The 24273-nt window shown below is 52.7% G+C and carries 24 protein-coding genes; 17 read left to right on the top strand and 7 right to left on the bottom strand.

Going from position 1 to position 24273, the window contains the following annotated elements:
• The first annotated feature begins 50 nt into the window (after nt 1-50).
• Together NP589_RS02445 and NP589_RS02440 are read left to right on the top strand one after the other, a co-directional pair.
• Nucleotides 51-341, top strand: coding sequence for a hypothetical protein (locus NP589_RS02445; RefSeq protein WP_256605522.1), 291 nt, complete (start codon nt 51-53; stop codon nt 339-341).
• Nucleotides 342-507: 166 nt separating this feature from the next.
• Nucleotides 508-1182 carry a hypothetical protein gene (locus NP589_RS02440; protein WP_256605521.1) on the top strand — a complete coding sequence of 225 codons (675 nt, stop codon included), beginning with the start codon at nt 508-510 and terminating at the stop codon, nt 1180-1182.
• 346 nt (nt 1183-1528) lie between these two features.
• Here the strand turns inward: NP589_RS02440 and mltB are convergent, their stop codons facing one another.
• The 4 genes from mltB to NP589_RS02420 form a co-directional block, all read right to left on the bottom strand.
• Nucleotides 1529-2710 carry a lytic murein transglycosylase B gene (mltB, locus tag NP589_RS02435; protein ID WP_256605520.1) on the bottom strand — a complete coding sequence of 394 codons (1182 nt, stop codon included), beginning with the start codon at nt 2708-2710 and terminating at the stop codon, nt 1529-1531.
• Nucleotides 2711-2727: 17 nt separating this feature from the next.
• Entirely contained in the window at nt 2728-3861 is a 1134-nt protein-coding gene (locus NP589_RS02430) for a PilT/PilU family type 4a pilus ATPase (RefSeq protein WP_256605519.1), read from the bottom strand.
• A 15-nt stretch (nt 3862-3876) separates the two neighbouring features.
• The gene (locus tag NP589_RS02425; RefSeq protein ID WP_020483881.1) at nt 3877-4914 is read right to left on the bottom strand and encodes a type IV pilus twitching motility protein PilT; all 1038 of its coding nucleotides are present in this window, start codon (nt 4912-4914) and stop codon (nt 3877-3879) included.
• Nucleotides 4915-5030: 116 nt separating this feature from the next.
• Nucleotides 5031-5372: a TraR/DksA family transcriptional regulator gene (locus NP589_RS02420; RefSeq protein WP_020483882.1), complete on the bottom strand. Its 342-nt coding sequence runs from the start codon at nt 5370-5372 to the stop codon at nt 5031-5033.
• A gap of 146 nt (nt 5373-5518) precedes the next feature.
• On the opposite strand from NP589_RS02420, the gene NP589_RS02415 reads away from it, so the two are divergent.
• The 3 genes from NP589_RS02415 to NP589_RS02405 are packed head-to-tail and all read left to right on the top strand — an operon-like array spanning nt 5519 to nt 9326.
• A complete protein-coding gene (locus tag NP589_RS02415) occupies nt 5519-6424 on the top strand; it encodes an AAA family ATPase (protein ID WP_256605518.1) in 906 nt (301 codons plus the stop codon).
• Nucleotides 6421-7371: a DUF58 domain-containing protein gene (locus NP589_RS02410; protein WP_256605517.1), complete on the top strand. Its 951-nt coding sequence runs from the start codon at nt 6421-6423 to the stop codon at nt 7369-7371. The genes NP589_RS02415 and NP589_RS02410 overlap by 4 nt, the downstream gene beginning before the upstream one ends.
• 38 nt (nt 7372-7409) lie before the next feature.
• Nucleotides 7410-9326: a transglutaminase TgpA family protein gene (locus tag NP589_RS02405; RefSeq protein WP_256605516.1), complete on the top strand. Its 1917-nt coding sequence runs from the start codon at nt 7410-7412 to the stop codon at nt 9324-9326.
• A 117-nt stretch (nt 9327-9443) separates the two neighbouring features.
• Here NP589_RS02405 and NP589_RS02400 read toward each other — a convergent pair whose 3' ends face one another.
• A complete protein-coding gene (locus tag NP589_RS02400) occupies nt 9444-9707 on the bottom strand; it encodes a hypothetical protein (protein ID WP_064008795.1) in 264 nt (87 codons plus the stop codon).
• Nucleotides 9708-9808: 101 nt separating this feature from the next.
• Between NP589_RS02400 and NP589_RS02395 the strand changes: the two genes are divergently transcribed.
• The 8 genes from NP589_RS02395 to NP589_RS02360 all read left to right on the top strand — a co-directional run bounded on the left by NP589_RS02395 (nt 9809) and on the right by NP589_RS02360 (nt 15967).
• Complete coding sequence (locus NP589_RS02395) at nt 9809-10729, top strand: SPFH domain-containing protein (protein ID WP_020483887.1); 921 nt, start codon at nt 9809-9811, stop codon at nt 10727-10729.
• Nucleotides 10730-10731: 2 nt separating this feature from the next.
• Nucleotides 10732-11178 (top strand): NfeD family protein, encoded by a 447-nt coding sequence (locus NP589_RS02390; protein ID WP_256605515.1) that lies wholly within the window; start codon nt 10732-10734, stop codon nt 11176-11178.
• Nucleotides 11179-11261: 83 nt separating this feature from the next.
• Nucleotides 11262-11678, top strand: a complete 417-nt coding sequence (locus NP589_RS02385) for a DNA-binding protein (protein WP_256605514.1) — start codon at nt 11262-11264, stop codon at nt 11676-11678.
• Nucleotides 11657-12076 carry a hypothetical protein gene (locus NP589_RS02380; RefSeq protein ID WP_256605513.1) on the top strand — a complete coding sequence of 140 codons (420 nt, stop codon included), beginning with the start codon at nt 11657-11659 and terminating at the stop codon, nt 12074-12076. The genes NP589_RS02385 and NP589_RS02380 overlap by 22 nt, the downstream gene beginning before the upstream one ends.
• A 596-nt stretch (nt 12077-12672) precedes the next feature.
• Nucleotides 12673-13809, top strand: a complete 1137-nt coding sequence (locus tag NP589_RS02375) for an efflux RND transporter periplasmic adaptor subunit (protein ID WP_256605512.1) — start codon at nt 12673-12675, stop codon at nt 13807-13809.
• The gene (locus NP589_RS02370) at nt 13806-14477 is read left to right on the top strand and encodes an ABC transporter ATP-binding protein (RefSeq protein ID WP_256605511.1); all 672 of its coding nucleotides are present in this window, start codon (nt 13806-13808) and stop codon (nt 14475-14477) included. Before NP589_RS02375 ends, NP589_RS02370 begins: the two co-directional genes overlap by 4 nt.
• Nucleotides 14478-14594: 117 nt before the next feature.
• Complete coding sequence (locus tag NP589_RS02365) at nt 14595-15002, top strand: hypothetical protein (protein WP_256605510.1); 408 nt, start codon at nt 14595-14597, stop codon at nt 15000-15002.
• A gap of 65 nt (nt 15003-15067) precedes the next feature.
• On the top strand, nt 15068-15967 hold the full coding sequence (locus tag NP589_RS02360; RefSeq protein ID WP_256605509.1) for a hypothetical protein: 900 nt from the start codon (nt 15068-15070) through the stop codon (nt 15965-15967).
• Nucleotides 15968-16048: 81 nt separating this feature from the next.
• Here the strand turns inward: NP589_RS02360 and NP589_RS02355 are convergent, their stop codons facing one another.
• Together NP589_RS02355 and NP589_RS02350 are read right to left on the bottom strand one after the other, a co-directional pair.
• Nucleotides 16049-16963 carry a DMT family transporter gene (locus tag NP589_RS02355; protein WP_256605508.1) on the bottom strand — a complete coding sequence of 305 codons (915 nt, stop codon included), beginning with the start codon at nt 16961-16963 and terminating at the stop codon, nt 16049-16051.
• A gap of 147 nt (nt 16964-17110) precedes the next feature.
• A complete protein-coding gene (locus NP589_RS02350) occupies nt 17111-18076 on the bottom strand; it encodes a helix-turn-helix domain-containing protein (RefSeq protein ID WP_256605507.1) in 966 nt (321 codons plus the stop codon).
• 298 nt (nt 18077-18374) lie between these two features.
• On the opposite strand from NP589_RS02350, the gene NP589_RS02345 reads away from it, so the two are divergent.
• The 4 genes from NP589_RS02345 to NP589_RS02330 all read left to right on the top strand — a co-directional run bounded on the left by NP589_RS02345 (nt 18375) and on the right by NP589_RS02330 (nt 24237).
• Nucleotides 18375-20366, top strand: a complete 1992-nt coding sequence (locus NP589_RS02345) for a TonB-dependent receptor (RefSeq protein ID WP_256605506.1) — start codon at nt 18375-18377, stop codon at nt 20364-20366.
• Between the two features lie 65 nt (nt 20367-20431).
• Nucleotides 20432-21646, top strand: coding sequence for an amidohydrolase family protein (locus NP589_RS02340; RefSeq protein WP_256605505.1), 1215 nt, complete (start codon nt 20432-20434; stop codon nt 21644-21646).
• Nucleotides 21647-21830: 184 nt separating this feature from the next.
• Nucleotides 21831-23036 carry an ABC transporter permease gene (locus NP589_RS02335; protein WP_256605504.1) on the top strand — a complete coding sequence of 402 codons (1206 nt, stop codon included), beginning with the start codon at nt 21831-21833 and terminating at the stop codon, nt 23034-23036.
• Between the two features lies 1 nt (nt 23037).
• Nucleotides 23038-24237: an ABC transporter permease gene (locus tag NP589_RS02330; RefSeq protein WP_256605503.1), complete on the top strand. Its 1200-nt coding sequence runs from the start codon at nt 23038-23040 to the stop codon at nt 24235-24237.
• Nucleotides 24238-24273: the final 36 nt, after the last annotated feature.

The raw sequence follows: 24273 nt of genomic DNA, 5'->3' as shown, positions 1-24273 counted from the left end.
AATTATTGGATTGAAGAATTAAAATAAAATCATTAAAAATGAGGGGAGTTATGAAAAATGAAAAAGGTGGAAGAATAAGAGTTTTCGAGGATAATTTAATTATCCAGGTTTTGAGGAGATTGTACGGAGAAATACCACCTGAGAAATATAATAAAATTTTAGGAACTATATCTAGGCGTGCACGAAACAAACTTATTGGAAAATATTTCGAACATAAGAAGAATTGTACTAATATAAACGAAGTTGAGGACTTAAATAAATTGAGAGGTAAAAATGCCAGAATGGGTTTTCATGAATCTGCGAAAGTACCTGGTTCAAATATTAGAAAAATTGACAAATAAGCCAAACTGAAAAACTAGGGTTAGCTTTTTTAGAGTGTAATATCTAACGGGCTTTTTATCATTCCCTCTCGTTGTGTGGTAATGATAAAAATGCGTTTGAGGTGTGGCTACGACTAAGTCAACTTAGCCAACAAACTGATTTGCTTGCCAATTAAACAGAAACCAGATGAGTATATGCAGCAGGTGTGGAAAGCCAATTGATTTCCGTTACAAAGATGGGAAATGCATACCCATTCATTCGGATGGTAGTTGTGTTGATTCTACTAACTCTAAAGTCAATGACTACTCAGGATCTAACATTGATCATGAAAATACATGCTTTTCCACAAATTGCCCAGAATGCGGAGACGAAGTCTTTTTTATTCGGCACAATGGTGGCAGTGTTTGGCTCGAGCCTCCGTTATGCCCACCTTGGTACAAACATGGGTGCTTTGATAATTCCAGCAAACTATACTCTAAGCATAACTTATTTGTTGATTACAATATCTCAGAAAAAACCCTTCACAATTCGAAAAGCACGGAAATAATACTAGGCATTATCAAGGCTACTTATGTTGATAATTTGAAAAAATATACAGACCTAGTGCTTGAAACTGGCAAAGCAGGAACCAAAGGATTTAGAGTTAAAAATAACGCTGGTTTTCTATTCGGAAAGTTGTGCATTTACGATAGAAAATACGGTGAGATATGGCCAATTGATGAGCCAGCATACCTCTTCAAAATTTACGATCATGAGAAAAAACAAGGTGCAGAATTACAAAAATGTCCTCAATGCAATGCTAGTTTGAATCCTAAGAATCTGAGTAAACATTTAAGGGTTCAACATGGTGTTATCAAATAGCAAGTAGGCTGGATGAAGCTTGGCGGAATCAGATATGACAGATGATGCATTACTAGTGGACCCACGTATTCCAATTATGGGAAGGGTTTCCTCCCGTATGCCGCGCCGAGCACCGGAGCTTTTGAACGGATTAGCCCGTTAGGGGCGATGCATGGATGCATCGCGTTGCCGAAGGGGCAGGAAGCCCCTTTTGGCAACCCCGTTCAAAAGCGAGGAGCGCAGGGAATAAGCGGCATCCGGGCCGCCTTTTCTTTGGATACTTTCTTTTGGCGGAGCAAAAGAAAGTATCTCGGCTGTCGGGCCGAGACCCGACTTACAAATAACCCGTCGCGTCAGCGACACAACATTACCCAGCAATATCACGCGACCCCGCTACCCTCTGATACCCCCTCTTAATCGCCAACGCCAACTCATGCACCGCCATCGCATAATGCGTGCTCTGGTTGTAGCGCGTAATCGCGTAAAAATTGGGGTGCCCCAATAAATACTCGTCTTTACTTTGATGCCTGAGCAGCAACAGCCGCAACGGATAATCGCAAGCACAGGAGTCAGCCGGTTCTACACCCGCTTTAACTAAGGTATCCAAAGGATAAGCATGGTCCGCGCCGGGCTCCAAACTGTCGATGCCGCTGAAACTGCCGCGCGTGGCCGAAACGATGGGTTTGCCGGCTTGCCAGCCGTGTTGTGCGAAATAATTGGCCACGCTGCCGATCACATCTTCCGGGTTCCACAGGTCGCGGCGGCCGTCGCCGTTAAAGTCCACCGCCCACTGCAGAAAGCTGCTGGGCATGAATTGGCCCAGGCCCATCGCGCCGGCGAACGAGCCGACCGGTTTGCCGGGGTCCAGGCCCTCGCTGCGGCTCATCACCAGAAAGTTTTCCAGTTCGCTACGGAAGTATTCGCCGCGCCGCTGATAGTCAAAACCCAAGGTAGTTAACGCGTCGATGATTCTATGGTTGCCGACGAAGCTGCCGAAGGTGGTTTCCACCGCCATGATGCCGAGGATGTATTCGGCCGGCACGCCGTATTGCTGGTGAGCGCGTTGCAGGGTGGCGTGATGTTGTTGCCAGAAGCTGATGCCGGCGTTGATATGTCTGTCGTCCAGAAATTGCGCGCGGTACCGGGTCCAGCCGCCTTTGCTGGGCTTGCCTTTCATGCCCTGGTCGGATTTGGCCAGATAATCCAGCGTCCATTGTTTGCGTTTGGCTTGCGAGAATAGGCCTTGCAGATACTCGCGGTTGAAACCGTGTTTCTGCACCATCTGTTCGATGAATTGGTTTAAAGCGGGGTAACCGGCGTAATCGCCGCTGACTGCCGTGGCGTGGTAGCTGCCGACGCTGGCGAACGGCCGCAAGTCCGGCGTAGCGTGGCGCGACTGGTTGGGCGCGGTTTGTTGAGTGGGAGTGCGGACGCGATTATTTGCCTTATCGCCGGCCGGCGGCTGCGAGGCGCAGCCCGCCAGCAATGCAATTAACAGTGCCGAACCGGCGTTTTGTGGCGAAACTTTACGGGTGTTAAAAGTATACAAGCGAGCTTTATCCAGGTTTATTTAAAAAGACTGCCTCCCTCGTCGTCGTTTTCGGCCAGGGTCATGCCGGCGGTTTCGAAATTGACGTTTTCGGCGCCCAGTTTAATCATCAGGCGTACCTCGTTACGGGAGTCGGCAGCATGCAACGCGTCATCGTAACCAATTTTACCTGCGGTATACAGATCGTAAAGCGCTTGGTCGAAAGTCTGCATGCCATGCTCGCGCGAGCTTTTCATCAGTTCTTTTAATTTATGCACTTCACCCTTGCGGACCATATCCGACACCAAGGGCGTGTTCAGCAGAATCTCGATAGCCGGGTAGCGGCCCTTGCCGTCGGCGCGTTGAATCAATTGCTGAGCGACAATGCCGCGCAGGTTCAACGATAAATCCATGAATAACTGCCCATGCATTTCTTCCGGGAAAAAATGCAGTATGCGGTCTATCGCCTGGTTGGCGTTGTTCGCGTGCAAGGTGCAGACGCACAAATGGCCGGTTTCGGCGAAGGTGATGGCGTGTTGCATGGTGTCCCGGCTTCTGACCTCGCCGATCAGAATCACATCCGGCGCTTGCCGCAGCGTGTTTTTTAGCGCCACTTCAAACGACTCGGTATCCAGGCCCACTTCGCGCTGTGTGATGATGCAGCCCTTGTGAGGATGGATAAACTCGATTGGGTCTTCGATGGAAATGATATGGCCGCTGCTGTTCTCGTTGCGATGCCGAATCAACGCCGCCAGCGAGGTGGATTTACCGGTACCGGTGGCGCCGACGAACATCACCAAACCGCGTTTGTACATGATCAGTTCTTTCAACACTGGCGGCAGGTGCAAGTCCTCAGCACTGGGGATGGTGGTTTCGATGCGGCGTAACACCATGCCGGCCGAGTCGCGCTGGGTAAAGGCGCTGACCCGGAACCGGCCCAAATCGTGGACGCTCAAGGCAAACTGGCATTCGTGGGTGTTTTCAAATTCGTCGCGTTGGCGTTGCGACATGACGCTGAGGACCAGCATCATGGTCTGTTCGCTGGTCAAAATGGTTTTGGACACTTCGACGACTTTGCCGTTGACCTTCATCGACGGCGGCCGGCCAGCGGTGATGAATAAGTCCGACGCTTTTTTTTCAACCATCAGGGCCAATAGAGCTTTAAAGTCCATGACGCCTCCTTAAAATTAACGGAACATGTCTTTGTTGACGGCCTTGACCATAGCGCCTTTGGCGGTAATCAGGCCTTTATCGACCAATTCCTTCAGGTTCTGATCCAGTGTTTGCATACCGTCTTTGCGGCCGGTTTGGATCGCGGAATACATTTGCGCCACCTTGGCTTCGCGGATCAGGTTGCGGATGGCCGGGGTGCCGACCATGATTTCGTGCGCGGCAATCCGGCCGCCGCCGACTTTTTTTAATAGGGTTTGCGAAATAACCGCCTGCAAGGATTCGGAAAGCATGGCCCGTATCATGTCTTTTTCGGCGGCGGGGAACACGTCGATAATCCGGTCTATGGTTTTTGCGGCCGAGGTGGTATGCAGCGTGCCGAACACCAAGTGCCCGGTTTCCGCGGCGGTCAAGGCCAGACGGATGGTTTCCAAGTCCCGCATCTCCCCCACCAGGATAATGTCCGGATCTTCCCGCAAGGCCGAGCGCAAGGCTTCGTTAAAACCCAGCGTATCGCGATGTACTTCGCGCTGGTTGATCAAGCATTTTTGGCTTTCGTGCACGAACTCGATAGGATCTTCGACCGTCAGGATGTGCGCGTAGTCGTTGGAGTTAATATGATTCACCATCGCCGCCAGCGTCGTGGATTTTCCGGAACCGGTCGGCCCGGTCACTAGAATCAGGCCGCGCGGTTTGGTACACAGTTCCGCGAAAAACTTCGGGGCGTCCAGGTCTTCCAGGGTTAATACTTTAGAGGGGATGGTCCGGAATACCGCGCCGGCGCCTCTATCCTGATTGAAGGCATTCACCCGGAAACGGGCTACGCCGGGCAGCGCGAACGAAAAGTCGGTTTCCAGAAACTCTTCGTAATCGCGGCGCTGTTTGTCGTTCATGATGTCGTAAATCAGCGCATGAACTTCCTTGTGGTTTAAGGAGGGGATATTGATGCGGCGGATGTCGCCGTCCACCCTGATCATCGGCGGCAGGCCGGCGGAAAGATGCAAGTCGGAGGCTTTGTTTTTGACGGAAAAGGTCAAGAGTTCGGCGATATCCATGATTTATGTCCCAGCAATAAAAGGAATGATCGTCGGCAAGGATAGTACACAATTCAAAACCGGCCGGCTTATTCGTCCATGGCAGCAACCCTTATGCTGGTGAGAGGTAAATCGGCCTAGCGGTGCTGGCTTTTTTCGGCGCAGCGAATGCATTGATTGGCATAGGGCACCGCTGCCAAGCGTTCTTTTTTAATGGGTTCGCCGCAGCTCAGGCAAATGCCGTAGGTGCCGGCATCGATACGGGAAATGGCTTGTTTAATTTTTTCGACTTCATCGCGCGTGGCGTTGCCCAGTGCGTCCAATACCTCGTCGTTTTCGGTTTCGACCGCCTGTTCGGAAAAATCTTGGGCCAGCGGTTTATCGGTGTGTCTGACGTCTTCGGTGATTTTCCCCAGTCTGTCGTCCAGGTCTTCCAACATGTTCAACAATTGGTCGCGTACATCTGCATAGTCTTTCATGGCACTCTCCGCAGCAGGGCTGCATGGTTTAGTAACCGGCTTCTGCCGGCCGGATAGTCAATCCTTGGTTTATACAATGAAGCCGATAGCAGGTGCAACCAAGCTGATCTATACTCGAGTCATCGACATTTCTTGCCTTTTGCACAATGGACCTTGCTCTTGATCGTTTACTCGCCGCTGCCAATCAAGTCATTCTCGGTAAACAACAACAAATTCGCCTGGCGGTTTGCTGTCTGTTAGCCAGGGGACATTTGCTGATCGAGGACATTCCCGGCGTCGGCAAAACCACCCTCTCACACACTCTGGCGCGCTTGTTTGGCCTGGAATATCAGCGGATTCAATTCACCAGCGATATTTTGCCGGCCGACATCGTCGGTTCCTCGGTATTCGACGCCCATCAGCAGTTATTTAGCTTCCATCCCGGGCCAATTTTCAAACAGATGATCCTGGCCGACGAAATCAACCGCGCCACGCCCAAGGCGCAAAGTGCCTTATTGGAAGCGATGGAAGAGCGGCAAGTCACAGTCGAGGGTCGCACCTATCCGTTGCCGCAGCCTTTTTTCGTCATCGCTACGCAAAATCCGGCGCATCAAATCGGCACTTTCCCGTTGCCGGAATCGCAAGTAGACCGGTTTTTGATGCGTATCGAGTTAGGCTACCCCAGCCGCCAGGCCGAACGGGAGTTGCTAAGCGGTCAACCTCGGCATGTATTGATTGACGAATTGCCGGTGGCGTTACTGCCCGAGCAATTGGCGGACTTGCAACAGGCTGCGGATCAGGTGTATGTGTCGCCGGCCTTGCTGGATTATCTGCAAGCCATTCTGGCTTTTAGTCGCCAATCCACCGACTTTGCCAGCGGCCTGTCGCCGCGCGCGGGCTTGGGTTTGCTGGCCGCAGCCAAGGCTTGGGCACTAATCGATAAGCGCCAGGCCGTTCTGCCGGAAGACTTGCAAGCGGTATTGCCGGCGGTGGCCGGGCATCGTTTGAACGTGGGTGCCAACGATTCGGCGGCCATCGTCGCACCGATTCTCAAGCATGTGCCGGTACTTTGAGCGAAGCGGCCTTACCCTTAAAACAGCGCCTTAAACTGTCGCGTTTTTTTAGCGGTGAGGCGCCGACCGCCGGGCCGATTGTGCTGACGCAGCGGCGGGTGTTTATTTTGCCGACGCAACGCGGGCTGGCTTTTGTGTTGTTGATTTTGTTGCTGGTGCTGATCGGCTTTGTCTACAACAACAATCTGGCTTATTTGCTGGGATTTTTACTGGCCAGCATTTTTTTTGTGACCATCCTGCACAGCTTCAAAGCCTTGGCTGGATTAACCATTCAACCCGCCCGCCCACAAGCCGTGTTTGCCGGCCAAGCCGGGCCGTTTAGTTTCCAAATTAGCAATCCGGGTTCGCAGTCACGTTTTGCTGTCGATCTGGCTTTGCAGTCCGAGTTGTCTATCAGCTTAGCCGCCGAGCAAACCCAAATCGTCACACTGTATCAACCCACCCGGCAGCGCGGTTGGCAGTTGCCGGGCACGCTGACCCTTTCCAGCACCTACCCCTTGGGTTTATTTCGGGCCTGGGCGCCCTTACGTTTCGATAGTCCTTTGCTGGTATATCCCCAGCCGGCCAGCCAGCAACTGCCGTTTCCGGAAAGCGGTGGCGCTCAGGATAAGCCTGGCCAAAACCGCCGCAGCGGCGATGAGTTTGATGGGGTAAGAGTCTATCAGCGCGGCGACGCGATACGGCAAATCCATTGGAAAGCCTTCGCCAAAGGCCAGGGTGTGCACAGTAAATACTACAGCGGCGCCAGTTCCAGCGAATTGTGGCTGGATTATCAACAGGCACCGGGGCATCACACCGAGGAACGCCTCAGTCAGTTGTGCCGCTGGTTGGTGGATGCCGAGCAGGCCGGTTTGCGTTACGGCTTGGTGCTGCCTGGCTTGCGTCTGCCGCCGGACAATGGCGCCGCGCATTACCGTAACTGTCTGCAAGCCCTGGCGCTATTTTGAGCATGCCGTTTTTACCGTCCAGGCGACTGATGTTGTTTATGCTGGGTTCGATCGGGCTGATCACGCTGCCGCACGCCTGGCATATCCCGCCGCTATTGTTCGGTTTTTTTATGCTGCTGTTGCTCTGGCGCTTGCTGAGCGTTTGGCAGCCCCGCTATTTACCAAACCGGTTTGGCGTATTTTTATTGATGCTGTTGGGAATAGGCTTGTTATACAGTCAGCAGCACTCCGTATTCGGCCGCGATGCCGGTACCAGTCTGTTCGTCGTGGCGCTGGGTTTGAAGTTGCTGGAAATTCACGGCAGGCGCGATGTGTATGTGATCGTTTATCTGGCGTTCATCGTGGCGGTCACGCAGTTTTTGTACGAAGAAAGTATCTTGATGGCGCTGTATATCCTGCTGGTGTGCGGGGTGTTGCTGGCTACCTTGATTACGCAAAACAGCCAGGCGCCGCGAACCCTGGCGGCCTTAAAAACGTCGGCGGCGATTATTCTGCAAAGCCTGCCGTTGGCCTTGGTGTTGTTTGTATTGTTTCCGCGCCTGGAGGCGCCGCACTGGAGTTGGCTGGACGATGATACTCACGCCAAGAGTGGCCTGAGCAATACCTTGGAGCCCGGTTCGATTGCCGAATTAAGTCTGTCGCCGGAACTGGTATTTCGGGTCAAATTCGCCGGCGACCTGCCGCCGCCGGCCCAGCGTTATTGGCGCGGACCTGTTTATGCCACTACCGATGGCGTAAGTTGGCGAGCACCGCCGGTGTTGGGCCGGGAGAATAATCCGGATCAACTGGTTTTTACTGGCGCGACTTACGATTACACGCTAATGATGGAGCCGCAAAAACAGAATTGGGTGTTTGCGCTGGAGATGCCCACGCAGTTTGGCGCGGGCTTACGGCGCAACGGTTTATATCAGCTAATCACGAACAAAAATCCCGGTGACCGGGCCGAGTATCAGCTTAGCTCCTCGCCTGTCTATAACACAGGCGGCATCAGCAAAACCGAGCGCAGGGAAAATCTGCAACTACCCGGCAAACCGTCGGACAGAGTCGTCGAGCTGGTTAAGCAGTTACAAGGCCAGCCAGCCCGGCCGGAGATGTTTATCGGCAATTTGTTGCAACATTTTCGCCAGGAAAATTTTCATTACACCTTGAGCCCTGATCCCATGCCGGATCAGCCTATCGAGACCTTTTTGTTCGAGCGTCGCGCCGGGTTTTGCAGCCATTACGCCACGGCCTTCGTGTATTTGCTGCGCGTGGCGGAGATTCCGGCCCGGGTGGTGGGCGGTTATCAAGGCGGACAGATTAACGACGTCGGCGGCTTTTTGGAGGTAAGACAAGCCGACGCACATGCTTGGGCGGAAGCCTGGTTGGAAGGGCGCGGCTGGGTACGATTCGATCCGACCGCTGCCATCGCCCCGGAACGCATCGAGCGCGGTGTGAATGTGGATCTACAGATTGCCAGCGGCGCGGTTAATTTCAGCGCGATCCAACTCGACGCAAAAACCTTATCCTGGCTGCAACGCGGCCGGCAACTCTGGCAAAGCGTCGATTACAACTGGCAGCGCTGGATCATCAATTACGACACGGTTAATCAGAGAGCGTTTTTACAAAGCCTGGGGATAGATAATTTCGTCAAGCTCGGTTATTGGCTGTTGATTAGCGTTGCCGGTGTCGGCGGGGTATTGGCTTGGCGCTTGTTGCGGCCCAACCTGCGCCGCCAAGACCCGGCGCTGATGTCGTACCGGCAGTTTTGTGCCAAGCTGAGTAAAGCTGGTATTAAAGTTGATGTCGGCGATGGCCCCCAAACCGTCGCCGAGCGCGCCAAAGGGCTACGCCCGGATTTGGCCGAAGCAATTGAGCGGATTACCGCGATTTATATTCGCTTACGCTACCAATCAGATACCGAAGCCAGCGATTTGCAGGTTCTAAAAAAGTTGGTCGCGAGCTTTCGAGTTTAACTATAACTTTCTCGCTTCAAATTTCGGCACATGTTCTCCCTCTCCCTCCGGGAGAGGGTTGAGGTGAGGGAAGTAAAAAAGCGAAATTTGACGTGCGAATTCATTTGATCCAACGGATTAATGTAAATCCGGCACTTCTTCACCCGCCTTTTGCGCGGGTTGTTTGGCTGCGGCGGCGGCTTGTTCCTGTTGTTTTTGTTTATTGCCTTCGCCAAACATCACCGCGCCAGCCATAAATATCGCACCGGCAATGGCCATGATGGGCAGGCGACCGGGTTTATCCATCCACAGCAGTATCCACTTGGGTTTGATCAGGCCGACGATCAAGATAATCACCGCCAAAATCATTACGTTAAAACTGTAGTAGATCAAAGTATTCATGAATCGGAACCCTGTTTCCAGCAAGTTAAAGAGACATACATTATTATTAGCCGCGTGACCGTTGGCAATACACAATTCATTTTCACAATTTAGGAGGCGCTATGGGCGGCTTTGGTTTATTCGCAATAATGTTGTTGGTATTTGCGGTTTTGATGGTGTTCATGAGCGTCAAGTCCGTGCCGCAGGGCATGGAGTACACCGTCGAACGCTTCGGTAAATATACCGCGACTTTGACGCCCGGCTTGAATATCATCATGCCGATCATTGACCGCATCGGTCGCAAGCTTAACATGATGGAACAAGTGCTGGACGTACCGTCTCAGGAAGTGATCACCAAAGACAATGCCATGGTGCGGGTCGATGGCGTGGTGTTTTACCAGATCATGGATGCCGCCAAAGCGGCTTACGAGATTACTTATCTGGACATGGCCATTATCAACCTGGTGATGACCAATATCCGTACCGTCATGGGCTCCATGGACCTGGACGAACTGCTATCGCGGCGCGACGAAATCAACGCCCGCCTGTTGACCGTCGTCGATGAAGCCACCTCACCGTGGGGGCTTAAAGTCACTCGTATCGAAATCAAAGACATCGCCCCACCCAAGGACCTGGTCGATTCCATGGCCAGACAAATGAAAGCCGAGCGGGAAAAACGCGCGCAGATCCTGGAAGCGGAAGGCTTGCGGCAAGCGGAAATCCTGAAGGCCGAAGGTCTGAAACAAGGCGCGATTCTGGACGCGGAAGGCCGTAAGGAAGCCGCGTTTCGCGACGCCGAAGCCCGCGAACGTTTGGCAGAAGCGGAAGCCCGCGCCACGATGATGGTGTCCGAAGCCATCTCCAAAGGCGACGTACAGGCCATCAATTACTTCGTCGCGCAAAAATACATCGAATCCTTGAAAGAAGTCGCTTCGGCCAACAACAGCAAGCTGATCTTCATGCCGCTGGAAGCCTCCAGTGTGATCGGCGCCTTGGGCGGCATCGGCGAGTTGGCTAAAGAAGCGTTAAACAAAAAGGCCTGATTATGTGGGAACAAGACATCGTGTTTTGGTACTGGTGGGTGTTGGCGGTCGGCTTTTTAGCCTTGGAAATCGTTGTCACCGGCTTCTTTTTCCTGTGGCTGGCGGTGTCGGCGTTTATTGTCGGCGCTGTGGTGTTGTTAGTGCCTGCTACACCGTTCAACGTGCAATTGCTGTTGTTTTCCTTGCTGGCGGTGTTGTCCGTGTTGGCCTGGCGTAAATACGCCCGGAATCGGGCAGCGACTGTTACCGATCATCCTTTATTGAATCAACGTGGCGCCCAGTACATAGGCCGCACTTTTTTTCTAATTGCACCTATCGAGAATGGTCAGGGCAAGATTAAGGTTGATGATACCTTTTGGAAGGTGCATGGGGAGGATAGTCCGCTGGGGGCTAAGGTGAAGGTTGTGGCGGTTAAGGGGACGGTGTTTGAGGTGGAGGTTTGTGGGTGAATTGTAATATTTATGCAGCACAAGTCATATGTGCTTGATAATAAATATTTATAAGGCGACTCCTTAATAGACGCATATAAAATATGAATAAATCAGATTTAGAAAAACTAGTCGAAATCAGGCTGACAGAAGCTGAAATATTGCTAAAATCTAGGAGTTTTCAAGGAGCCTATTATTTAACAGGTTATTCACTTGAATGTGCTCTCAAAGCCTGCATTGCGAAGCAGGTAAGCCAATATGATTTTCCAAATAAGCAATTGGCCAATCAAAGCCATACCCATAACCTAACTGAGTTACTTGGAGTTGCCGGACTTAAGCAGAAATTATCCGAGCAGAGAGAAAGGAATAACGATTTCAATCTGAATTGGGCGGTCGCGAAAGATTGGTCGGAATCATCTCGGTACGAGTGCAATATCGAAGAAACTAAAGCAAACGATCTTTTTAAAGCAGTAACAGAAGAAACCTCGGGAATATTGGCATGGCTAAAGAAGTATTGGTAACTGAAACGCTTTCTCAGCAGATGATCGATGCTGGCTCTATATTGCTTAAAAAACTCGACGAGGCTAATGCAGATGTAAAAAGTGCATTCTGGCTATTTTTTTCTGAAGAAAAAACTTGGAAATTAATTCTTGCATCGCCTCTTGTTGGTTCTTATGGCCCCAGAGAATTTTACAAGAAAATAGTTATTTCGAACCAGCAGGCTACAGACTTAGATAATATTGTCTCTCTTAATGATATTGGGGTTACTAATACTGATAATCAAGTTGTTCAATTATTGAGTTTTGCTGTTGGAACGGGGGACGTTATTGCGGGAATCAGATTTTCAAGAAACACAATAAATGGAGTTTTTATTGAGGATTCGTATATTTATCGTTCGAACGCATTGCTAGTTTCGTAGAGTGGGCACGGCTTTTGTGCCCAGGCGGATTTGAAGTCTTACAAATTATTTTGTCGCTGGCACGACGGCTGGATTTAATGTCGGTTCTCGGACCGACAACCGAGTGACTTTTCTTTGCTTGGCCAAAGAAAAGTCACCAAAAGAAAGGCCTCCAGGATGCCGCTTCGATCCTGCGTTCCTCGCTTTTGCCGGGGGTTGACGAAAGGGGCTTCCTGCCCCTTCGTCAACGCGCCGCATCCATGCGTCGCCCCTGCGGGCTGTTCCCGCCGAAAGCTTCGGTACTCGGCGCGGCATACGGGAGAAAACTCCTCCCACCAGCAAGTTTTTCGAATTGTTGTTAATGCTGTATATCTTACAAGGCTCCTGGTGCTGCGTTGACGCCGTCATTCCGGCATGGATTGCCGGAACCCAGGCTCCAGGGATGATTCGAAGCAAATATCTATGTTAGTCATTTACACCGGAATAAGCGACAGCGCTTTCGCCAGATACTCATATTGGCTACGCAATTATTCTGCCCCGTAATCCGCTGAACGCTTGGCAATCTAAGGCTGTCGATGTAGGCTACCGACCATGCCTCTTATTCGCACACTCGCTCCATGAAAAGCAAAACTCTGATTGTTGCCGCCTTGCTGATAGCCATCGCCGCACTATTTTTCTACAGCCGCCGCCCGCAGCCGGTCGAGGTGGAGGCTTATACTTTGGCGGAAGGCGAGGTGCGGGCGACGGTCGCGAATACGCGGGTGGGGACGGTGAAAGCCTGTCGGCGGGCGTATTTGGCGCCGGCGACGGGCGGACAGGTGGCTGAGTTGCGTGTTAAGGAAGGCGATAAGGTCAAGCAAGGGCAGGTGTTGCTGGAAGTGTGGAATCAGGATTTGAAAGCCCAGGTGGCTTTGCAGAAAGCCCAGATCAATGCCAGCCGGGCCAGTGCCGAACAGGCTTGCCAATTGGCTGGCGGCGCGGAGAGGGAAGCGGCGCGGATGACGGAATTACAAAAACACAAGAATTTAGTGTCCGTCGAGCAGGTGGATAAATCGGTGACCGGCAGCAGGTCGCAGCGCGCCGCTTGCAAAGCCGCGCTGCAAGCCATTGAGGTGGCTGAGGCGCAGTTGGGCGTCGCCGAGGCGGCTGTGCAGCGCACTTTGGTGAAAGCGCCGTTCGACGGTACGGTCGCTGAGGTGAACGCCGAGTTGGGCGAGTTCGTTACGCCATCGCCGCCGGGGATTCCGACCTTGCCGCCTATCGATTTGCTGGACGTCAGCTGCTTGACGGTCTCCGCGCCTATCGACGAAGTGGACGCGGCCAGCATCAAGATCGGCATGAGTGCATGCGTGTCGCTGGATGCGTTTCCGGATAAGCGGTGTTCCGGCATCGTGACCCGGGTCGCGCCTTATGTGTTGGAAAAAGAAAAGCAGGCGCGCACCGTGGAAGTGGAAGTGACTTTGCGCGATGCCAAAGATCTTGCGGAACTGTTACCCGGCTATAGCGCCGACATCGAAGTGTTACTTAGTCAAAAAGACCGCACGTTGCGTTTGCCGGCCGAGGCGATTTTGGACAATCAGCGGGTATTGTTGATAGACAAAGATAATGTTCTGCATGAACAAAGCTTCCAGCCCGGCCTGTCCAATTGGAGTTTCACCGAGGTGTTGTCGGGATTGAAGGCGGGCGATCAAGTGGTGACGTCGGTTGGCAAGGACGGCGTGGCGGCCGGCGTGACGGTGCGCGTTAAGCCATGATTCAACTCAGCGGTATCCGCCGGGAGTTTCAGGTGGGCGAGCAAATTGTGCAGGCCTTGAACGGCATCGACCTGACTATAGGCCGTGGCGAATATGTATCGGTGATGGGGCCATCGGGATCCGGCAAATCCACGCTGTTAAACATAGTCGCGCTACTCGATCAGCCCACTTCGGGCCAATATCTGTTGAACGGCACCGATGTCACCCGGCAAAGCGATGACGAATTGGCGCGGGTTCGCCGGGACAATATCGGCTTTGTGTTTCAGTTTTTTCATTTGATCCCGCGGCTTACCGCTGCAGAAAATATCGAGATGCCGATGATCCTGGCCGGGATCGGCAGCAAGCAACGCCAGCAACGGGTGTTACAGGCGCTGGCCTCGGTGAATTTACTTGATAGGGCTGAGCATAAGCCTAATCAGTTGTCCGGCGGCCAGTTGCAGCGCATAGCCATTGCCAGGGCGATGATCATGCAGCCCGGTATCCTGTTGGCAGACGAGCCGACCGGCAATCTGGACAGCAAGTCCGGTCAGGACATCATCGAGTTATTGGAAAATCTGAACCGGCAAGGCGTGACCTTGATCATCATCACCCACGACCAAAACATCGGCGGCAGAGCCAAGCGGCAATTGCGCATTGTCGATGGTCGTTTGGCGGTCGGCTCGGTCTAGTTTTTTCAGTTAAGGTGGCGCTAAAAAGCTTGGCGGCGATAACTTTGTCGTTAGACTTTTTCCTGGTTGTGCGATACTGTCCACAGAGTTGACGCGCCAGTGGGCCGGGGAGGGACGATGGAGCGATTTAGATTAAGTTTTTGTAATGCCATCAAGCTGGATGAGGACTTGGCGGAGTTTGTTGTCGATGAGGGTGTGGAATTTAACTTGGCTTGTGTCGACGAATATCATGCTTGGATCGTTGCGCATTTACAGAGGCCCTATCTGCTGCTGGTGCACAAAGTAAACGCCTACCACTATGATTTTGCCTCGCAAACCGCACTTGGGACCTTGCCCGGTATTAAAGCGGCCGCATTTGTGGTCTATAGCCACATCAGCCAACTGACCACCCAAGTTATGTTGTCAATGCCCAGGGATGCCGATTGGGTTTACCGGATTTTCAATAATCGCGACGATGCGTTGAATTGGTTGGGAATGCAGCGGGAGTCGGACGATCAAACGATTTCCTCGACGGAAAAATTTTAAAATCCACCCTTAAGTCATTAATTCGTTAGAATCTGCGTCTTTATCCGCAGATTGGGAAATATTTTGTGACTCAGGCCAAATATCGTTCTATTTTTACGCCCGCCAGCGACGCGCAACGGCAGGAAAATTTTGCCGATTATTGGCTGTTTACCCAACAACATGGTGGTGAGTTGCTGGAAGCAGACCGGGATTTGGCTAAAAAACGCGAACGATTGGCGTATTTTCAAAATAATCCGGTGCGCTTGCACAAGCCCTTGGCGGACCCGGAAGCGTTTTATCGCAATTATGTGAAGATGGTGGACGATCCAAAATCCCTGGACAAGCTGACCTTGTTACTCTGCGGTATTTATAAATTTGCGCGCCATGAGTGGGTGGGTATTAAAGGTGCCTGGGATGTGGTGCCGGATATGGCTAATTCGCATAGCGTGGAAGACAAAATTTCCCGAGTGCATCTGGCCGAAGAATTTTGCCATTGGCGTTTGTTCGATGAAATGCTGAAGACCTGCGGATTAGAGCGGGTGGTATGGGAACCGTTGACCCCGTTTAAGGAAATGATCTACGAACAATTTCCCAAGTTGCCGGGGGTATTGATGGATACGCCGGCCTTCGTCACGGAGTTAATGGGTGTCAGCTTCTATTGCCATCTGTATCAGTTATTCGACGAGTTATTGGCCGACGAGCCGGAAGTTCGGGATCGTCTGAAAGCCTTGCTGGACGAAATCACCATCGACGAAGTCGCCCATGTCGGCCAGAGGCGTAATTTCATCGGGCCATTGGGTATTAAGATTGCCCGCTATCTGGTTAAGCCGTTTTACACCCTGTTTTATCAAGATATCCCGGAAGTGGGCGAGCTGTTCGATGTCAAACAAATGATCGCCCATGGCGAGGCCTTTGATTTTAACGAATTGCCGGACTACATGATCGCTCGCAGTTGGATTCCGTCTTATTGCAAGCTTGCGGTTTAAAATCTGGTCTCGAAAGCGCCGGCCAATTCAGCAGCAACTGCATCATGCCTATGGTCAGGCGTTGCAAGCAGCCGGTTCGGCTTAACGTAGAAACGGCAACATCACGCCAAACACTAAAATCAGCGCGGTGCCGAGCAGAGCGGTTTGGCCGGGAATTTGTTCGAACAGCAAGACGCTCCAGGCCAGGCTTAATACCGGGGCCAAATAACCGATGGAACTGACCAAGGCCGCAGGCGCCGCTTGATAAGCCCTGGTCATGTAATGTTGCGCGCCGCTGCCCGACAGGCCCACCAAGAGCAATAAGCCCCAGCTTTCCGGCGAGCCCGGCAGGCGATAGCCAAAGCGCGCAAAATAAAAACCGTGTAACACCAGACCGACCAGACAAAAATAGAAGATCACCGTTTGCGGCGTATTGCTGCGCCCGGCGCGCGCCACCATCAAATAGGCCAAGGCCGACAGCAGGCCGGCCAGCAAGGCCATGGCTTGGCCGAACAGGTTGTGGCTATTTTCCAGGTCGAATAATAAGGACACCCCACTGAATGAGCCAATAATCGCCAGCCAAACCAGCAGCGAGTTTTTTTGGCCCAGCACCAGTGGCCCTAACAGCATCACGAACACGCCGCTGCTGGCGGTAAGAAACGCGCTCTCGCCCGGACCAATACGGGCGATGGCGGCGAATGACAGCATCAAGGCGGTACTACCGAACAAGCCGCGCAACCACAACGACGGGCGGGCATCGCCGAACAGACCGCGCAGTCGGCCGCCGATCAACGCCGGGACTGTCAGGATCAATAAATTGGCCAGAATGCGGATAAAGCTGATCATACTGGGCGGCAAGCCGGTGTCGAATAGGCCGATAGCGTATGCGCCGGCGTTCATAACCGAAAACAACACGCAAGCGACCAGCATATAGATTAGACCGAGGCGGCTGTTAGACGGCGGCAAGATAGGGTTGGGAGTCTGAATGGATTTCGGCTGATTAGTGTCGGCTGGCACTGGTGCTTGGCTGGGGAGGTAAGAGCGAATGGGTTGAAAATCGGGCTGTATCAGCTCGGTCTAATGGTCTGCGAATCCAAAATACGCATAGTCCTGCCGGCTTTACCGACACACGAATTTTGTCGGCGCCGCGCCTATAGTAAACCCTTAAGGTTTGGATGTGTGGTTTTTGGCAATATTGCCGGGGGATATTCCGAAGTATTTACTAAAAGCGGTGCTGAAATTGCTGGCGTGATTGTATCCGACGTGGGCGGCGGCAACGTCTATATGACAACGGCTGGATTCCAATAATTGATATGCGGTTTTCATTCGAATCTCTAATAATAAGCCATACGGCGTAGTATTAAAAAAGTGATGAAACAATTGCTTTAATTTAAATTGATTAGTGCCGACGCGTTTTGATAATTCCGCAACCGACGGCGGGTTTTTATATTCATTTAACAGAATACTGCGCGCGGTTTGGGCTATGGCCTGGTCTTTTTGTGAAAATACCGGCGAGATATTCTGAACGTCTTGCCATAAATGCCCCATTTCGGCGGCTAATATCGACATGGCTTGGCCGTGCATAAATACATGTTTTACCGGGTTATCCGGGTCGCAATTTAATAGCTGTCGCGTGGCAATTAATGCCGTGTTCGAAATGGGTTTATAGCTTATTAAATTAATGCCGTTCTTATTAAAAAATCGCGTTGCGGTATTTTCGCCGAAATATCTACTTAACCAAGATTTGCTCATCGAAAAGCGCACTTGAGCCATCGGATTATTGGCTTGATATTGGCGCTCGCCAATACTGGAGCTAAAGGCGCTTATCGACGTATAGCCTTCATTAAAAGTAATTTCGCGGCCTTGCGCATCGACGAATCGCGATTGCCCTTGGATGCCCAAAGTCACAACCAGACGGGGGTTCTGTTGATCAATCCGGGTCAGGATGGCTAAATCCTGACTGGGCTGATAATGGGTTTCGATATAGTTCAGATCCTGATCGAGCGGAAACAGAGTTGAGTGGCCCTTGCCCATATCACTCGGTAGATATTCAGTCAGGCAGTTACCTTGCTGTTGGGAATGCAATTCTTCGTTTTTTATGCGCCAGCGTCCCGCCGTTTTTTTCGTCATGGCAATCTCTGTGTGGTTAGCAACGGGTAAATTTTATTTAAACTGTGTTATTTGGCTTAATTAATAGTTATTAAATAGGCTGCTGAGTTTTTTGGATGAAATAATCGAAACGCCAGACATTACCGGCTGCTACTTATAGCATAAAAAATATTACTTTTAGCATATGAAAGGAGTTTAGGCGGCTACGAGTGATTCGTTAAAATCAGCATTGTAATAAACGCTTTCCATAGTTGAACATTAATCGATAAATGTTCGGTGGATCGGGTTTTATATTTGCCGAATGTTGACTGGAATTATCATGAAATACGCCTTGCCGCCCCTACTGAATTTACCCAAGCCCTTGCTGGTTTCCTTGGTGCTACTACAAACCAGTGCTGCCGTGATTGCAGAGGAAAAGACTGACGAACTCGATTCCACCGAGGTAGTCGCCAGCCCCATTATCGAAGAAAACCATGTGGACGAGTTCTCCGGCGTGTCCGCAGTTGTCACAGAAGAGCAAATCCGCGATCAGAATGCGCTGGATCTGGCGTCCGTGCTGAAAAGAACGCCCGGCGTGCAAATCTCGCGCTATAACCCGGTCGGCGCGTTCGGCGGTGACCAGGGTGGTGCGGTTTCGATTCGCGGTCAAGGCACGGGCCGGCCGGGAAGCGAGATTAAAACCTATATCGACGACATACCTATGTATATGGCCACCTGGAACCATCCCTTACTGGATTTGTTGCCCGTCAACGGCATGCAATCGATTACGGTGTACAAGGGTCCGCAACCACATATCAACGGCAATAACTTCGGCTCGATCAACCTGCAAACCAAAACTGTGATCGAGGACGGTCTACACGGTAGCGGCCGTTTGTCCGGCGGCTTTTTCGGGACGATTACCGAACAAGCCGATGTGCAGGGCAAGTACGGCGATTTCGATTTCTCGCTGGCGCAAGGCTATGCCAAATCGGATGGCCATCGCCAAAATGGCTATGGCGAGTTGCGCAACGTAATGGGTAAAGCCGGTTATCAGCTCAATGGGCAATGGCGTTCGGATGTGACTTTTCTGTACGCGGATAACAAAGCCGGCGATCCCGGACAATACGGTGTCACGCCGCCTATCGGCGAGTACGATACGGTTGCCGGTATGGTTGCCGCCAGCGTTAGCCACGAACACGGCGATTGGCAAGGTAAATTTACTCTGTACCACAACGGCGGCGACGGTAACTGGTTGAGCCAGAATACTTATTTCACCGGCTTTGCCGATAACCGTTCGAACCTGCTCAGCCAATACAGCATGGACGGTTTTCGCTGGAAGGAACAGTTTTCGCCGTGGCAGGGCGGCACCTTACTGGCCGGTATCGATAACGAATGGCTGAACGGTAAAGTGACCAATCTGGGTGCGCAAACCGGCAACCCAGTGTATCAATTCGCCACACCCACTTTCAGGCTCACCAGTCCTTATCTAGCTTTGAATCACGACGTGGTGTTGAGCAAAAACTGGGTAATGGTGCCGTCTGTCGGCGTCCGTTTTTATGATCATAGCCACTACCAGTCCAAAGCCTCGCCGCATGCCGGCTTGTCATTTGTCTCGGAAGATTTAACCGTGTTCGGCAACGTCTCCAACGGCGTCAACTATCCCGGCATTGACGTGGCGGCTAACGCCGGTGCCTTGTCGAATGTGCCGTTAAATATGTTTTCCGGCGGCTTTTTACCGAATTTTTCAGCCAACGGCTGGCAAAATTTGTCGCCTGAGAATGTCGATCATGCCGAAGTGGGGTTAAAAGCCTCGCCGTTCAAAACTACAAAAATCGATTTGAGTTTTTTCATCGATAATGTCAAAAACCGCTACGTGTTCGACTTAACCCAGGGTGCTTATCTCAATTACGGCTCGTACTGGATGCGCGGTTTAGAAGCCTCCGTCAAGCAGGAGTTATTCGCCGATTGGAGTCTGTTTGCGGGATTGACCTTATTAAACCCCAGCATCCCGAATTTGCCCTACACCCCGGAGCAAGCGGTGACCGCCGGCATCAACGGCCCAATCGGCCCGCTGCGTTTTTCCTTCGATCTGCAATATCAATCAAGAACCTGGGCGTTGAACAGAGCCCGGAATGTCGGCGAAGTGAATAACCAGCGTGTCGAAGCCTTTACCGTGGCTAATACCCGGCTGGCCTATCCGGTCGCCGGGTTGGGCAAAAAAGGCGAAGTCTTTGTTAGCGTGGAAAACTTGTTCGACAAGCGCTATGTCTATCGCCCCGGTTATCAAATGCCTGGCATTTGGGGGCAAATTGGTATTGCTGCCAGCTTCTAGGCGATTTAATCCACTTCAACTCGGCAGTGCCGGTTTTCGCCGGCGCTGTTTTTTGCGAAATAGCTATGAAATCTCAATCTCGTATCAACCGCTGCCTCCAATTGCTATCGGTGCTGGCGCTGACTTTGCCGGGCAGCGCCGCCTTCGCCCAAGATGAACCGCTGCTAATCTCGGCGGCGCGGGTTTTCGATGGCTATGCGCTCAGAAATGATGCAGCGGTGCTGATCAGTGACGGCAAGGTCACCCGGATAGACAGTCGGGAAGCCTTTAAAGATAGCGATGCGCCCCGACTCGATCTCGGTGATGCAACCTTATTGCCCGGTTTTATCGAGTTACACGCGCATTTAAGCTATCAACACGTACCGGCCGATTCCGTGTTGCGCCATGGCATCACTACGGTGCGCGATGTCGGCGGGCCGCTGCATCAGCCTGTCGGCGGTGACGGCAGTTTAAGGCTGATGACGTCGGGACCGATTATTACCGCGCCGGCAGGCTATCCGATCCCTAATCTGGGCGAAACCGACATTGCCATGCCGGTAGCCGACGCGCAACAAGCGCGGCAAGCGGTGCGGAAACTGGTGGCGGGCGGCGCGGTGCTGATCAAAGTGGCGCTGGAGCCGGGTGGCGAAGCAGGCGCGCCTTGGTCTGGCGGGCACACACACGCTCACTCCGAACACCCGCATGCCAAAACGCATGATAAGCCTCATAGCTGGCCGACGTTATCTCCGGTTGTGTTGGCGGCCATCGTCGACGAAGCCCATCAACTGGGCCGACGGGTGGCGGCGCATCTTGCCGAATCCAAAGGCGCACAATTAGCCTTGGATGCCGGTGTCGATGAATGGGCGCATGCGCCCTGCGACAAATTGCCGGATGCGCAATTACAGCGGGCCGTGGCACAGCAGGTCAGAATCGTCAGCACCATCGACACCTTGTCCAAATGTCCGGGCGTGAGCAGCAATGTCAGACGCTTAGCCGAGCTGGGTGCGGAGTTTTTGTACGGCGCGGAAATCGCTCATCCTGACATTCCCTGGGGCATAGATGCTCAGGAATTACTGTACTTACAACATCTGGCGGGCATGACGCCATTAGATGTGATACGGACCGCAACCTCCAAAGCCGGCCAGTATCTGAACATTCCTCTACTGGGCACTCTGCTGTCCGGTGCACCTGCCGACCTGATCGCGGTAAAAGGCGATCCGATTCAAAAGCTTAAATTGTTGGAGTATCCTGATTTGGTGATGTCCGGCGGCAAACTGATAATAAATTACTTTGGCAACTGATTGGTCGCGGTTCTGTAGGGGCTGTGCGCCGAGCTGCACCGACGCGCACTGGCTGGCCCCGCTTAGCCGCCGGAAAACCTAAGCTCAAGGTTTTACTTTTGTAACCTATTGATCGCTAGCGTTTTCGCTGGGTATTGTTGGCGGTTCCGGCTAAACTGCCGGATAAGCTTGCTACCCAATCGCCATGCTCAGTAAAGACTTACTCCTTCAGGCCGGCAAAGCCATCCGGACCCAGCCCCTTCGCGCCGCGCTGATTATTTTGGCGATGAGCATAGGCGTGGCTGCCGTAAATGTGTTGACCGCATTGGGCGACAGCGCCCGCAATTATGTAGTCCACGAATTCGAATCGCTGGGCACCCATCTGGTCATCGTGCTGCCCGGTCGCACCGAAACCACCGGCGGCCATCCGCCTCTGTTCGGCGAAACCCCGCGCGATCTAACGTTGGACGATGCCGCCGCCTTGTTTCGCAGCCGGCAGGTGGCGGCGATTGCCCCGGTCAGCATCGGCTCGGCGCCGGTGTCGGTCGGCGGTCTGGAGCGGGAAACCAATGTGATGGGCTCCACGCACGCTTTGCTGCGGGTGCGGCATTTAACGATGGCCCAAGGCCAATTTCTGCCGGAGGCCGATGCCGATAAGGAAATCTCGGTGTGCGTGATCGGCAAAACCATCAGTGACGAATTGTTCGCGCACCAGCAAGCGGTCGGCCAATGGCTGCGCATCAACGACCGGCGGTTTCGAGTGATTGGCGTGTTGGCCAAGGAAGGTCAATCAATAGGCACCGGTTTCGACGAACTCATCATTGTGCCAGTTGCGTCCGCGCAAGCCTTGTTCGACAGCCATTCCTTGTTTCGGATTTTAATTGAGGCGCATTCGGAAGCCGCTATGTATAAAGCCGTTGACGAAGTCCGCAATATCATCAAGCTACGTCATGAAGGCGAGGACGATGTGACGGTGATTACCCAGGACAGCGTGGTGAATACCTTCGACAAAATCCTTACCGCATTGACCTTTACCGTAGCCGGTATTGCGGCGGTCAGTCTGGCGGTGGCCGGCGTGTTGGTGATGAATGTGATGCTGGTCAGCGTCAGCCAACGCACGGCGGAGATTGGCTTGTTGAAAGCCTTGGGCGCTACGCAAAGCCAGTTGCAACGCTGGTTTTTATGCGAAGCGGCCTTGCTGTCTTTGGCTGGCGCGCTGGTCGGCAGCGTGATAGGGCAGTTCGGAATCTTGGTATTGCAGTGGCTGTATCCGAATTTTCCGCTGGCTTTGCCGCTTTGGGCCCGATTGTCGGCCTTGGCGGTGGCGCTGGCCACCGGCTTGATTTTCGGGGTAATGCCGGCCCGCAAGGCGGCGCGGCTGGATCCGGTCGCGGCTTTGGCGAGGCGCTAAGATGAATTGGCTGGATTTAGCCAAACTGGCGCTACGCAGCATTAGTAGTCATAAACAACGTTCCCTGCTGACGGCGTTGGGTTTGATTATCGGCATTGCCGCCGTGGTGATTTTGACCTCCATCGGCCGTGGTATTCATAGTTTCGTGCTAGCGGAATTTACCCAGTTCGGCACGCATTTGATCGCGGTTTATCCCGGTAAAACAACTACCTTTGGCTTATCCGGTGCTACCATCAGCACGGTGCGGCCATTATCGACAGCCGATGCCGCCAGTCTGGAAAATCTGGACCATGTGCTGGCGGCGATGCCACTGGTACAAGGCAATGCGCGGATCGAGGCCGGCACTAAACAGCGCCGCGCCAATGTATTTGGGGTGGGGGCCGCGTTGCCGCAAGTATGGCAGCTGAAAGTCGATAGCGGCCGCTTTTTGCCTAACGATGGTCTCGATAACCCGCGCGCTTTCGCGGTATTGGGCAGTAAGATGCGCGCCGAATTATTCGGCAATGCCAATCCGCTGGGACAACGGATTCGCATCGGCAGCGACCGGTTTCGGGTCATCGGCGTGATGCAGGCCAAAGGCCAGATGTTGGGTTTTGACCTGGATGACACTGTATTCATCGCCAGCGGCAAGGCCATGGAAATGTTTGATCGGCAGAGTTTGATGGAAATCGATTTGCTGTACAGCAGCGAAACCAGCGCGGAAACAGTCGAAAAAGCTATCAAGCGCCGTTTGATAGCGCGGCACGGAGCCGAGGATTTTACGATAGTCACTCAGAACCAGATGCTGGAAAAAATGGATTCGGTATTGAGCGTATTGACCTTGGCGGTGGCGGCGCTGGGTAGTATCTCGTTGCTGGTGGGCTCGGTCGGTATTCTCACCATCATGACCATCGCCGTTTCGGAACGGGTGTCTGAGATTGGTTTGTTGCGCGCCATCGGTGCCGAGCGTGGCATGGTGTTTAACCTGTTTCTCGGCGAAGCGATGTTGCTGAGCTTGGTCGGCGGGGCTGGAGGCGTTTTGTTGGGCGTGGCACTGGTGAAGCTCGCTGCCGCTTTCGTTCCGGCGCTACCGGTGCAATTGGCCTGGAACTACATCGTTACCGCCTTTGCAATTTCCTTAGGTATAGGCATAGCGGCCGGCGTGGTGCCGGCCATCAAAGCCGCTAGATTGAATCCGTTGGAAGCTTTACGGGCGGAGTGATCCAAAGCTCTATTGCGTCTACTAAAACGAAAGAAT

It is taken from the genome of Methylomonas rosea, from assembly GCF_024505055.1.
Classification (GTDB): domain Bacteria; phylum Pseudomonadota; class Gammaproteobacteria; order Methylococcales; family Methylomonadaceae; genus Methylomonas; species Methylomonas rosea.
This window is presented reverse-complemented; position numbering and strand designations above follow the sequence as displayed.